General features: G+C 59.8%; 11 protein-coding genes. 8 read left to right on the top strand and 3 right to left on the bottom strand.

What is annotated here, in order from left to right:
- Positions 1–31 precede the first annotated feature (31 nt).
- Positions 32–1,345, top strand: a complete 1,314-nt coding sequence (locus CRN80_RS02020; protein WP_098949457.1) for an HD domain-containing phosphohydrolase — start codon at positions 32–34, stop codon at positions 1,343–1,345.
- Here the strand turns inward: CRN80_RS02020 and CRN80_RS02015 are convergent, their stop codons facing one another.
- The gene (locus CRN80_RS02015; protein ID WP_098949456.1) at positions 1,346–5,530 is read right to left on the bottom strand and encodes a dermonecrotic toxin domain-containing protein; all 4,185 of its coding nucleotides are present in this window, start codon (positions 5,528–5,530) and stop codon (positions 1,346–1,348) included.
- Positions 5,531–5,727: 197 nt separating this feature from the next.
- On the opposite strand from CRN80_RS02015, the gene CRN80_RS02010 reads away from it, so the two are divergent.
- Both CRN80_RS02010 and CRN80_RS02005 read left to right on the top strand, forming a co-directional pair.
- On the top strand, positions 5,728–6,138 hold the full coding sequence (locus tag CRN80_RS02010) for an NUDIX domain-containing protein (RefSeq protein ID WP_044274720.1): 411 nt from the start codon (positions 5,728–5,730) through the stop codon (positions 6,136–6,138).
- Positions 6,135–6,635: a GNAT family N-acetyltransferase gene (locus CRN80_RS02005; protein ID WP_098949455.1), complete on the top strand. Its 501-nt coding sequence runs from the start codon at positions 6,135–6,137 to the stop codon at positions 6,633–6,635. Before CRN80_RS02010 ends, CRN80_RS02005 begins: the two co-directional genes overlap by 4 nt.
- A gap of 4 nt (positions 6,636–6,639) precedes the next feature.
- Here CRN80_RS02005 and metR read toward each other — a convergent pair whose 3' ends face one another.
- Positions 6,640–7,557: a transcriptional regulator MetR gene (metR, locus tag CRN80_RS02000; RefSeq protein WP_003188924.1), complete on the bottom strand. Its 918-nt coding sequence runs from the start codon at positions 7,555–7,557 to the stop codon at positions 6,640–6,642.
- Positions 7,558–7,739: 182 nt separating this feature from the next.
- On the opposite strand from metR, the gene CRN80_RS01995 reads away from it, so the two are divergent.
- The 5 genes from CRN80_RS01995 to CRN80_RS01970 all read left to right on the top strand — a co-directional run bounded on the left by CRN80_RS01995 (position 7,740) and on the right by CRN80_RS01970 (position 11,888).
- Positions 7,740–8,759 (top strand): alpha/beta fold hydrolase, encoded by a 1,020-nt coding sequence (locus CRN80_RS01995; RefSeq protein WP_034126527.1) that lies wholly within the window; start codon positions 7,740–7,742, stop codon positions 8,757–8,759.
- A 54-nt stretch (positions 8,760–8,813) separates the two neighbouring features.
- Positions 8,814–9,467, top strand: coding sequence for a DsbA family oxidoreductase (locus CRN80_RS01990; protein ID WP_098949454.1), 654 nt, complete (start codon positions 8,814–8,816; stop codon positions 9,465–9,467).
- A 722-nt stretch (positions 9,468–10,189) separates the two neighbouring features.
- Entirely contained in the window at positions 10,190–11,110 is a 921-nt protein-coding gene (locus CRN80_RS01980; protein WP_098949453.1) for an arginase, read from the top strand.
- Positions 11,107–11,487, top strand: a complete 381-nt coding sequence (locus CRN80_RS01975; RefSeq protein WP_003188930.1) for an EamA family transporter — start codon at positions 11,107–11,109, stop codon at positions 11,485–11,487. The genes CRN80_RS01980 and CRN80_RS01975 overlap by 4 nt, the downstream gene beginning before the upstream one ends.
- Positions 11,484–11,888, top strand: a complete 405-nt coding sequence (locus CRN80_RS01970) for an EamA family transporter (protein ID WP_098949452.1) — start codon at positions 11,484–11,486, stop codon at positions 11,886–11,888. Before CRN80_RS01975 ends, CRN80_RS01970 begins: the two co-directional genes overlap by 4 nt.
- A 144-nt stretch (positions 11,889–12,032) precedes the next feature.
- On the opposite strand, the gene CRN80_RS01965 is transcribed toward CRN80_RS01970, so the two are convergent.
- Positions 12,033–12,803, bottom strand: coding sequence for a MipA/OmpV family protein (locus CRN80_RS01965; protein ID WP_003188933.1), 771 nt, complete (start codon positions 12,801–12,803; stop codon positions 12,033–12,035).
- Positions 12,804–12,891: the final 88 nt, after the last annotated feature.

Here is a 12,891-nt window from a genome sequence, read left to right as displayed (position 1 = left end):
TAACTTCGTTTAATTTGAAGGCAGAGTCGCCATGGATGAACAACTCGCTACGAAGTCCGCTGTTTTGCTGGTCGACGATGAAGAGTCGATCCTAAACAGCCTGCGCCGCCTGTTGCGCGGCCAGCCCTATGACGTAGTATTGGCCACCAGCGGCGCCCAGGCGCTGGAGATCATGGCGACCCGGCCCATCGATCTGGTGATGAGCGATGCGCGCATGCCCGGCATGGACGGCGCCACGCTGCTGGCCGAGGTTCACCGCTTGTATCCCGCCACCAGCCGCATCCTGCTCACCGGCTACGCCGACCTCACCACCATCATCAAGGCGATCAACGACGGGCAGATCCACCGCTACATCAGCAAACCCTGGAATGACGAGGAGTTGCAGCTGGTGTTGCAGCAAACCCTTGAGCACCAACGCCTTGAACGCCTGGCCCGAGACCAGACCGAACAGCTCAAGCTGCTCAACGCCACCCTGGAAAAACGCGTGGCGGCGCGTACCGCCGAATTACAACAAACCGCCGACATGCTCGACCTGGCCTACGACGAGCTCAAGCGCAGCTACGTGACCGGCACCGAAGTGTTTTCGCTGCTGGCCAACCTGCGCTTGCCCAAAGACAAACAGACCAACCGCGCGTTGATCGAGTTGATCCGCGTGTACTGCGCCGCCCAGTCCATGGACGAAGCCAGCACCCGCGACCTGACCATGGCCGCCGCGTTGTACAACATCGGCAAGTTGAGTTGGACCGACAGCATGATGGTTGCACCGTCGGACAAACTGCATAGCACCGACCGTGGCTTGTACCGTGAGTATCCGGGGCAGAGCGAGTCGCTGCTGATGACCCTGGAGCCGATGAAAGACGCGGCGCGGATCATTCGTCATCACCAGGAACGCTGGGACGGCACGGGATTTCCCGACCACCTCAAGGGCGATACCATCCCGCCCGGTTCACGGCTGCTGAAGCTGGCGGTGGACTTTATCGAATTGCAAAAAGGCCTGATCCTGGAGCGCCACCTCAACAGCGACGAAGCGCTGTTGTATATCCGCAAGTACGCCGGGCGCCTGTATGACCCGGCGTTGGTGGAAGATTTTGTGCAAGCCTGCGCCACCTTCCTCACCGACGTGACCCTGGGCGATCCTACGGTCAAAGTCCTCACCACTCGTGAGCTTGAGGCCGGTATGGTGCTGGCCCGCAACCTCAACGCCGATAACGGCATGCTACTGCTCAATGCCGGCAAGGTGCTGAACTTGCCGCTGGTGGACAAATTAATCGCGTTCGAAGCGATGGAAGGCGCCAAGTACAGTGTGTTTATCAAGACGCCCGACGAGGTGTCGCCACTCCTGTAGCTATACGCCCCAGGCTACGTGCTTGCTGCCGTGGTAATCAAAGATGCCCCTGATGATGTAGACATCTTTGCCACCTTCTTTGCCGTTCTGTTCAATTGCCACGCGCCAAAGACCGCGGCCCGAGCCGGCCTGTACTTGGGGTAAATCGACATAGGTGTAGTTGCCTATTCGCTTGCGGCTGAGGCGTCCGGCTTGGATATCCTGGGTGATTTGCTCAAGTTTGGCCGTGGCCGGGGCGGGCATGAGTTTTTTCTGGGTGTGCGCCAGATCATCGAGCTTCACGATGTTGATGTGCGGATCGCGAGTGGGTAAGGGCAGGACATCCGGGGCTGGGGGCACGGACGGCTCTGGCCTTTGGCCTCGGGTTGGAGGGCGGGGTTGCTCAAACTCCAAGGGTGTAGAGAATTTGGGCAGGGCTTTTTCAAATGCTGTGACGTCTTTGCTGTCCACCATGGCTATGCCAGCGTCTGCCCCGTGCTGGCCTCGGGATAGGGCGATATAGGGAACGCCGGATTTTTTGAAATCCTCTGAAAAGGAGGTGACTTGAAGCCTGGTCATTTTCGCCTTGAAGGTATCCTTCATGAAGGCATCCAGGGTGCTTTTTGTCTCAGGCAGCAACGAGAATCGGCGTATCGCCTGCTGGTGTGTAATACCTTGATCGGAGGCGAGTTGATTAATACGTCGTAGGTGTTCGGGCTTGTTTGCAAACACTGTCAGTGCAGCCTCTCGCCAAGTAGAAAGTTCATATTTTGCCGCGAATTTATCCATCGCGGTCTGATGTTTATTCGTGATGGCATACCCGACAAATTGTGCCTCTGTATCGGGGTCGAGAACGGCAATCGATGTTCTGATTTGTTTGTCTAAGTTGTCGTTTTTGCCAATGAGCCTTTTGACTTTCTTAAACAGTTCCTCCTTGTCCAGCGCAGACAGATGTTGCGCAAAATGATGGGTCGACAGGTGTATATGTTCAAGCGTGGCCAGTTCGGACCGCAGGTTTAACACGCTATTGCGCAATCTCTCTTGGTGGGTCCGGCTCAGGCTTTTCGGGTTCGATACCCAGCGGCGAAATTCAGCTTCATCCAGGGGGCCGAGCTGTTGTCGGGCGTGAGTGATCAAGTTGAGTTTCAGGGCCGCGTCGGTTTGTTCTATGACGCGCTCGAAATCGCGCATTTCCCCTTCTGTTGCGAAAAGCCGCATGGCCGCGATCATGTCCGCGTCCACTTGCTGTTCAGGGGTCAGAGAACGCAGGGCGCCCAGAACGGAACCTCCACCTACAGCATTTCGTTCGTAACGGGGCTTCCAGCTCTTTGCGTCTCCTGGCACGACCATAAAATCCACCTGGTTACCTGCCGGGTCTTTTACATAGCGTGCGCCGTCCTCTAAATAGGACTGATACAAATGATAGCGGCCTGTAGCGTCGCGCATCGCGATGAACTGGTTATTGTGTTTATCAAAAAAACACGGTGCGCTGCCCGACCGGCGCAACAGACGGTATCGGTGGGTGCGGGCAAACTCAGCGACGTCAAAGTGCGGTGTTATCTGCTCAGGCAGCCGATACGGGGCCGCATTGACCCAGGCGGGTTCCAGCGGGCGGACTGAAGCACTGGTCTGTACGATGCCGATGTTCCTGCCCGTACCGACTTTACTGGCCAGTCCCGGAATGCGCCGCCCAAGCTGTTTGGCCACGTCTAATCCACGGTTGATACCTCGACGCAAAAACGACAGGGCGGTTTTGCCGGGTATCAGCCCGAGCAGAAAGTCAGCTGCGTCCACTCCAAACATAAAGGCGTTCACCGCCGACTCGCGGAAAATTTGCGCATTGCTCCGTGAACGGTAATCGGCGTGCGCGAGCTGAAAACCCAGTTGCGCCGAATACAGGTAGGCGTGGAAATTACCGGTTATCGGGGTCAAGGTGTAGCGGTACACACTGCGCGTATCGTTGAGGATCCGCGTTATCTCGGTCGTATCCTTTGTGGCCATTTGGGAACTGAAGTAGGTCTGCCATTCGGGTTTTGCTTTCAGCGTGTCCAGCTCTGCCAACCCGTTGACCAGTTCCCTGAAGGGCCCGCCATCTGGCGCATCCGGGGTATACAGCACACTGACCCCATCAGGCTTGGTGCCTTTTCGATGAATGACCAGGACGCGATGCATGACCTGTCCCCCTTGACCCCTTTCCTGCGCGGCACCCAATACCAGTAGGTTGACCTCTATCTCGAACTCGCTGACCCGGGGCCGGGTAGCTGAATCGGGGTGCTCGGTAACTGCCTTTATCCAGTCAAGCCCACTGCCTGGCGTCTTGAATGTAAACAGCTTGGCGGCGTCAGGGTTGAGACGGCTCTCAAGGGCGTCCTTGTTCATTCTTGCCGCGTTGGCGCGCTGCCAGGCTGCCGCAAAGGTGCTTGTCCCGCTGCTCTGCGAGAAGGCTGAGCGCAGGTACGTATCGTATTTTTGCCCAATGTCAGCCTCTGTGGCGAGGGCACGCAAATCGTCGTTCCCGAGTTTTCCGTGATGGTTGCCGGCCGTGTCGACGATGTTGACGGTAGCGCTGATTATTCTGTGTATGCCATGTACCGACCAAGGGTCGACATTACGTTGGGTGTAGTTTCCCAGTGTGCGCAAATCCACCACGGCTTGGGTACGCCAGGTGCCCCACATAAGTTTTTGGCCCGGCAGGCACTGCGGGATATGGATCTTGCGGTCTTCGCTGATGTAGACAAGGGTGGCCGCCTCGTTACGATACCCCGTCACCTCGGCGGACCGGGAGGACGTTGTCACGCGCAGATGAACCAGGCTTCTATAAGGGTCAATGTCCACATTGGCATACGCAGGTTTCTGTTTTTTCAGCACTCGCTCGGTCTCCTGCTGGGAGAACGCTTCCAGTGTCAAGATCCTCTCAAGATGAGGCGCAAGCTCTTCATTGCTGTCAATCAGTTCCTGCTCCAGTTGCCTGTACCGGGCCTGGTCTTGCTCGTTGGAGGCTTTCAACCATGCGGGTTCGGTCGCCAACAAGCGTAGGGTGCGTGCCATAAAGGCATTCGCGACATCCAACTGTGGCGTCAGGTCTGCGGCCAGGTCGAGTTCGCCTGTGGTGGGTAAGGGCTCCCTGTGCAAGCTATTGCGGACAGAGAAATGTTGCCTGACTCGCAATGCGCGAACACTGTCAGCAATCACGTCAGCGTCTATCGGTGACGGGTCTGTCGTCAGTACGGGCAAGCCGTTCAGCGCGGCGCGGGCGGCCGTCGGCAGGCTTGCGATCAATAGCTTGCCTGCCGCTGAGCCGTCTTGTATGCGGGTTGCGACGGTGTGATTCAACCGCGCCAGGTTTTCAAACTCCTCAAACTCCTCGCTTGGGCTATAGAGCATCACGTTGCCCGTCAGAGGGGTCGTGCCCGTGGGGGCCAGAATGAATGCGCCGGCGAATTCACTACCATCCTCCAGTGCCAGCCGATACACCGTGGGCCTGTTGTCGAGGGTAAACACCTGATTACGTGCCGCAGCACTTGGGTACTTGAGCACGTTCTGCGCCAGCGTTTGTGCATGCGCCGACAACGTGCCGTCCACCGAGCGCAATGCCAGTTGATGGGCCAGCACTTGTCGTCGCAGTGCGACCAATTGCCCCTCCGTGTCGGCTTGGGAGGGCTCGCCAGTCCCCCAGAATGTATTCAGGCTCAAGGTGATGGCAATTTCCAGCCTGGCGGCCAGGGTTGTCATCGAGGCAGTGGGAGAGAGGCGTTTATCGGTGTCCAGGGTGTTGCATTCGCGGTAGAAAGCGCCGCTCTCTTCGGTCAGATAAGACGCTGCGCCAGGCGCGCGTAAGGTGGCCAGCAGCGAGCCCAGGGGTTCGCAGGACAGCAGGTGCTTTTGCCCTTTCTGGTCTTCGCGATAGCGAGTGAAAAAAATCTGGTTGGGATTGATGGGCAGATGTACATCGGGAAAGATGTCGGCCAATTGCTGCTGGTACACACGGCCGACACTCGGCTGTCGCCCTATCAGCTCAGAGGTCTGTGCATTGAGTTTGTCGAGTTCACGGGTGAGGTGAGCCAGCTGTTCTTCGGCAGAAAGTGAAGCCGGCGGCACGACCGCAAGCGTCATCGGTTGCACGGTAGTGGTTGACGTGCTGTCGGCCGGCAGCGGTTGCGGTTCGTCAGTGGATGATTCTTTGAGGGCAGGCAATGAATTGTGCATGGGTAAACTCTTATAAAAGGGCACGGCGCACCGAGGTGCAGCGAGCCCTGCTGAATATGAGTTTGCGAGTGTAGGGTGGCCGAAACTGGACCCTGCGGTGTATGTATGTCGGAAAAAATCGCCCTGCGCGCGCGAGTTGCGTGTGCAGAATACGCGTGGGATCCTTGGCCGCTTTTCAATCCCAGAGAGGGCGTTCCATGTCCAAGACTATCCGCATTGCAGCCGCGCTGTTGATCCGTGGCGACGGTCAAACCTTGCTGGTGCGCAAGCGCGATACCCTGGCATTCATGCAACCGGGTGGCAAGATCGACGCCGGCGAGCAACCTGCCGAGGCGCTCGTCCGTGAGCTGCGCGAGGAGCTGAACCTGCGCATTGACCCGAGCGAAGCCGTCTATCTTGGCCAGTTCTCGGCGCCCGCGGCCAACGAGCCGGGCTTTACCGTACAGGCCGAGCTGTTCAAGGTGCAGATCGACGTTGCCGTCACCCCTGCTGCCGAGATTGAAGAGGTGCGCTGGATCGATCCCATGGCCGAAGGTGACTTGCATCTGGCGCCGTTGACACACGATTTGATCCTGCCGTTCTATCGCGATGGGCTGGCTACCGCATGATGATTCGCCCGCTGGGCACCGACGATGCGCAAGCCTATCGCGCGCTGATGCTCGAGGCTTACGGCGCTTATCCCCAGACGTTCACCTCCAGCGTGGCCGAACGTGCCTTGATGCCCTTGAGCTGGTGGGAAAAACGCCTTGGCAGCCCACTGGACCGGCTGTTTGGCGCCTTCGACGGCGATCAGTTGGCAGGTATTGTCGGCCTTGCATTCGAACCACGGGAAAAGGCCCGGCACAAGGTGACCTTGTTCGGCATGTACGTGACCGAGGCTTATCAACAGCAGGGGCTTGGACGGCAACTGGTGCAAGCCGCACTGGAAGAAGCCCGCCGCCACCCGCGCCTCAAACTGATCCAACTGACCGTCACCGCCGGCAATGACGCCGCCTTTGCGCTCTACCAGCGCTGTGGTTTCATTCAATACGGCCTCGAGCCGTTGGCCGTGCGGGTTGGCGTCGAATACTTCGACAAGATCCACATGTGGCGTGAGCTACGTTGATCGCTCAACGCACCGCGCTGACGCCATCCAGCGTGGAAAACGAGGTGTCCTTGGCCGTCAGCAAAAAGTCGCGCATATAAGGCGCATCCAGCATGTCGGCCCGAATGCCCGCATACAACGTTGCAAACAACCCTTTCTCGCCCAACCGCTTGGCCTTCACATACCCGCGTGAGCTGTATTCATGCAGCGCCCAGTGGGGCATGCCGCACACCCCACGGCCGCTGGCCACCAGTTGCATCATCATCACCGTCAGCTCCGAAGTCCGTACCTGGGCCGGTTCGACGTCGGCCGGTTCCAGGAAGCGGGTGAAGATGTCCAGGCGGTCACGTTCCACCGGGTAGGTGATCAGGGTTTCTGTCAGCAGGTCTTCGGGCACGATGTAGGACTTGTTCGCCAGCGCGTGTTGGTTGGCCACCGCCAGCATGGCTTCGTAGGTGAACAGCGGCACGTAGGTGATGCCTGGCAGTTCCAGCGGGTCGGAAGTCACCACCAGGTCCAGATCGCCACGGGCCAGGGCCGGCAGCGGCGCGAAGGCAAAGCCCGAGGCCAGGTCCAACTCGACTTCCGGCCAGGCATCGCGGAACTGGTCGATGGTCGGCATCAGCCACTGGAAGCAACTGTGGCATTCGATTGCCATGTGCAAGCGCCCGGCGGTGCCGCCGGCCAGCCGCGCAATATCGCGCTCGGCACCGCGCAGCAACGGCAGGGTGGCGTCGGCCAATTGCAGCAGGCGCAGGCCGGCGCTGGTGAAACGCACCGGTTTGGTCTTGCGCACGAACAGCGGCATGCCCAGGCGCTCTTCCAGCTCTTTGAACTGGTGGGAGAGGGCGGACTGGGTCAAGTGCAGGCGCTCGGCGGCTTCCACCAGGCTGTCGGCTTCGCGCAAGGCGTGCAGGGTTTTCAAGTGACGGATTTCGAGCACAGGCGCTCCATGAAGAAAATTTGCGACGAAAACGGATTGCGTGATTTTGTCTCATGTTGTGGGGCGTGTCGACCACGACCACTGGGCACTCTTCATCAAACTGTCATCGAACTGTGGCAGCGCGCTTGAACAAACTTCATCAGACTCGCGCTCTACTGGGGTTCTGCGTTTTGGTGTTTTTCATGCGTGCGTTGTTTTTAGTGGCCGCTCTCCTGTTCGGCCTGCCGTCCTTTGCGGCTTCTCGATGTGATGTCAATGTCCCGACCCAAACGGTCGACCTGGCTCAGGTGAGCATCGCCTATCAAAGTATCGGCCGTGCCTCCGACCCTGCGTTGCTGCTGGTGATGGGCCTGGGCGGGCAGCTGATTCACTGGCCGGATGAAGTGGTGGTGGCTTTGTGTGAGCAAGGCTTTCGGGTGATTCGCTACGACAACCGTGACGTCGGCCTGTCCACCTGGCGGCAGGCGCCGGCGAGCGCCAACCTGACCTTCGAAGTGCTGCGCTACAAGCTCGGCCTGCCGGTGGCCGCGCCTTATACCTTGACCGACATGGCCGACGACGCCCTGGGGTTGATGGATGCGTTGCAGGTGCAGCAGTTTCACGTACTCGGCGCGAGCATGGGCGGCATGATCGCCCAACACCTGGCGGCCATGGCGCCGCAGCGCGTGGAAAGCCTGACCCTGATCATGACCAGCTCCGGCGCCGAGGGCCTGCCCGCGCCGAACGCGGCGCTGGTGCAATTGCTGTCGCGGCGCAGCGCGCCCAACCGTGAGGTGGCGCTGGAGCAACAGGCGGATTTGCTCGCGGCATTGGGCAGCCCGGATATCAAGGACGATCGCCAGGCGTTGCTGCACCAGGCGGCGCTGTCCTATGACCGCGCCTTCAACCCCGAAGGCGTGAAGCGTCAGATCATGGCGATCCTGGCCGAGCCAAGCCGTGTGCCCTTGCTCAACCAACTGCGCGTGCCTGCGCTAGTGGTGCATGGCACCGCCGACCCTTTGCTGCCGGTGATGCACGGCGTGCACTTGGCCGCGCATATCCAGGGCAGCCAGTTGAAATTGATTCCCGGCCTGGCCCACCGTTTTCAGGAAGCGTTCAAGGCGCCTTTGCTGGCGGCGGTGTTGCCCTACCTGCAAGCCCATCGCCAGGATGCCGCGCATTGGGCGCAGATCGATTTGAGCGAGCCTTCGAAGGTGCTGTGAAGGTGGTGTATCGTGCAACCTTTATGCGCATGACTGCCTGCGAGGTTGCCCACCATGAGTACTCCCCTGAAAATCGATTTCGTCAGCGACGTATCCTGCCCCTGGTGCATCATCGGCCTGCGCGGCTTGACCGAAGCCCTCGACCAGCTCGGCAGCGAGGTGCAGGCCGAGATTCATTTTCAACCGTTCGAACTGAACCCGAACATGCCCGCCGAAGGTCAAAACATCGTCGAGCACATCACCGAAAAGTACGGCTCCACCGCTGAAGAGTCCCAGGCCAACCGTGCGCGTATCCGTGACATGGGCGCCGCATTGGGCTTTGCTTTTCGCACCGACGGCCAGAGCCGTATCTACAACACCTTCGACGCGCATCGTCTGTTGCATTGGGCCGGGTTGGAAGGTTTGCAGTACAACCTCAAGGAAGCGCTGTTCAAGGCTTATTTCAGCGACGGCCAGGATCCTTCCGACCATGCAACCCTGGCGATCATCGCCGAAAGCGTCGGGCTGGACATTGCGCGCGCCGCCGAGATTCTTGCCAGCGATGAATACGCCGCCGAGGTCCGCGAGCAGGAGCAGCTGTGGGTTTCCCGGGGGGTGAGTTCGGTGCCGACCATTGTCTTCAATGACCAATATGCGGTGAGCGGTGGGCAGCCGGCTGAAGCCTTCGTCGGTGCGATTCGCCAGATCATCAACGAATCGAGATCCTGAGGCCGAGCACGGAGCAAAATGTGGGAGCTGGCTGTCAGTTGCAAATGAGGTGGCTGACACACCGCCATCGCAGCATAGGTATCTACACAGCTTTGGTGTGACGCTGGGCCTGAGGCGAGGGAGCTTGCTCCCGTGACGACCTGACAGCCAACGCCTATCTACCTGACACCCCGCGATTCAAATGTGGGAGCTGGCTTGCCTGCGAAGGCGGCCTAACAGTCAACACAGTTGGACCGGGTATATATCCGTTATTTAGGTAACGGCCACCTAGGGTTCCGCTCTGACAGCGGCTCACTTTTGAAAAGCGCAAAAGTAAGCAAAACGCTCTTGCCCCACCACTCGGCACCTCGCTTGGGCTCGGTGTGCCCGAACACAGTCTTGAATCCGTGGGCCGCCGCCACGCGCCATCCATGGCGCGGGGCGGCTAACCCGGCGTCCTGCCGGGTTACCCACGAATTCAAGCCTGCGTTCGGCCAGCGTGGTTTAACGGGGCGCCTGAGATCAAAAGCAGATCAAGATCAAGAGCGGCTCGCTTCGCATCGTGGTTAGCGTCTGCTGTTACAACGCGCAAAGTTGTGTAGATACCCATGGCCATCAGGCAAGCCAGCTCCCACATTTGATCTGTGTGGGCATTAAGAGAAGCGCTGGCCCATCCCTTGCATTACCCCCCTAAAGCCCAACCGGCCTGCGGTTGGGCGCTGCCATTAGGGGTGTAACTTACCTTGAATATTCTTGACCTTGACCACAGCCTCACCGGCCAGGCACCGATTGCCCGGCGGTTGGCCAGCGGTCGGGCCACGCGCCTGGACCTGCTGGACCTGGGCCCGAAATTGCGTTTGTGGTCCACCGAAAAAACCTGGAAGCGTTTCGTCGAGCGCCTGGCCCAACGGCCACGGCCCCGTGACGCGCGCCCGGAAATCCTGTTTGTCGGCTCCGGTGATTATCACCACCTCACGCCTGGGTTTTTGGCCGACCTCAAAGAGCCTGTCAGCCTGATCCACTTTGACAACCACCCCGACTGGGTGCGCTTTGCGCCCAAGCGGCACTGCGGTTCGTGGGTCAACCGGGCGTTGAAGATGCCGGCGATCCAACGCATCGTCACCCTCGGCCCGTGCAGCGATGACCTGCATAACCCGCAACTGCGCGGCGGCAACCTTGGTGCGCTCAAGCGTGGGCGTTTGCAGCTGTTTCCCTGGCAGCATCCGCCCTCCAAGGTCTGGGGCCGGGTGGGTGACGGCGCCGGCCACCAGCAACAGGAAAACCACCTGCACTGGCGCAACCTGGCGGACCTGGATTGGGCAGCCTTCCTCGACCAGATGATTGCCAGCCTGCCCACCGAGGCGATCTGGATCACCATCGACAAAGATGTGCTGGCCAGTGAAGACGCCGCCACCAACTGGGACCAGGGCGGCATGCGCCTGACCCATTTGCTCCAGGCCCTGCGGGCATTGGCGGCGGGTAAACGCATCATTGGCATCGACGTTTGCGGGGAGTTCGCTACGCCGGCATTCAGCAACGCGTTCAAGCGCTGGGAGGCCAAGTCCGACCAGCCGCCACCGGAACGCTGGAGCCCGCAAGACTTGCAGCGTAACGCCGCAACCAACGAAGCCTTGATCGACCTGTTTGAGGAGTTGTTCCCGTGACCCTGACCGTGGTGTTGTTACTGGCGTTTTCCATCGTCCTCGATGTGATTGGCCAGCTGTGTTTCAAACTGGGCGTGGACCGTTTGCCGCAACTCGATGGCGGTTTCCGCCTGCGCGCGTTCTGGGGCCAGGTGTTCAATGCGCCGCTGCTGTGGGCCGGCGTCGGCGCCTATGTGATTGAGTTTTTTGTCTGGCTCGAAGCGCTGTCCCGTGCGCCCTTGAGTCTGCTGTTTCCGCTGGCGGCGTTGGCCTATTGCCTGGTGGTGCTGGCGGGCAGGGTGGTGCTCAAGGAAACCGTCAGCCGACGCCGTTGGCTCGGCACGTTGGTGATCACTTTGGGTGTGATGTTGGTAGCAATCGCGGGGAACCAGGCATGACAACGCAAACAATCCATACCGGCTGGCTGCATGGGCGGCTTGGCACCCTGGTGCTGTGGGCACTGCTGATCGCCACCGAAAGCGCTGGGCAGCTATTCACCAAGGTAGCCGGCGATCAATTGGGGCCGATGGACTTCAGTTGGCAATGGCTGGCCGACGTGGCGCGCAACCCGGGAATTCTGGCGGCGATTGCCAGCTATCTGGGGGCGTTTTTTGTGTGGATGCTGATTTTGCGGCGTAGCAGTTTGTCCCTGGCGTTTCCGCTGAGTTCGCTGGTGTTTGTGGCCGTATTGCTGGGTTCTTGGCTGGGGCTGGGGGAGCACATCAGCGTGTTGCATTGGGTGGGTGTGGTGGTGATTATCGGTGGTATCGCGCTGTTGGCTGAAGGCGAAGAACACTGAACATAGTGCTATGAGCACAGACCCAATGTGGGAGCGGGCTTGCTCGCGAATGCGGTGGATCAGTTAAGTATTAGCTGACTGACACACTGCTTTCGCGAGCAAGCCCGCTCCCACATTTTGCTCCCGGTTTTGCTCACGGGTGTTTCAGTCGAAGGTGTAGCTGATTGCCGTCTGTACCTGGCCCTGATTCACCTGGCCAGCCTCTTTGACGATGCTGCTCTTGGCCGCCGACCCCACCAGGTGTACCCAGCTGGCGCTGGTCAGCAGCGACCAATGGGGCGCCAGGGGGAAGGAAAAACTTTGGCTCAGCGTCACGTTCTGGAAGCCGCCACTCGCGTTATAAGGCCGCAGGCCTGAAGCGACGGCTTCGTTGTTGTCCACGCCGAAGAAGGTATTGGTCTGGCGCGCATCGGCAAAATGCGCAACCAGGCCACTGCTGCCGATAATCCCGCCACCCAAGGGGTAACCCAGTTCGCCGCCGATTTTACCTAGGGCGCCGCTCTGGGAATGCCCGCCGCCCACGGCCTGGCCCAATTGCGCGTAGACCCGCCAAAAATTGGCCGGGGCGTATTGGACGAAACCGCCCACTTCCGCCATGTCCGACACGTTGCGCAGGCCTTGCAACTCGCCGTTGGAGGTACGCCCCGAAAGGTAGTTGATATAGGGGCCAGCGGTGAGGCCGTGGGTATCCAGGGCGCTCCAGGTCAGGCCGTCATCGGTGCTCAGGCTGACGTTGCCCCAATCCAGGTCCAGATACGGCACAGGTCGGGTTTCGTAGCGGCTGCCAGTGGGGTCGTGGGGCTGATAGCTGAGGCCCGCGCCCACATCGCCCGTAATGCCCTCTGCCCATGCGGCCCCGCAAAGGCCCCACCCTCCAAGTAAACCGGTGAATACAGCAGCAGCAAGCTTGGACATGGGGACGTTTCCTGAAGGTGGGCAGGCGCGCATGAACGCGCAAACCGACGCGCCTGCGCAAGCACTCATGTTGTTTGTAGCAAGCTAC

Origin of the sequence: Pseudomonas sp. FDAARGOS_380 (assembly GCF_002591235.1) — a bacterium.
GTDB lineage: Bacteria > Pseudomonadota > Gammaproteobacteria > Pseudomonadales > Pseudomonadaceae > Aquipseudomonas > Aquipseudomonas salmasensis.
Note: the sequence above shows the minus strand (reverse complement) of the source record. Positions and strands in the feature narration are given on the sequence as shown.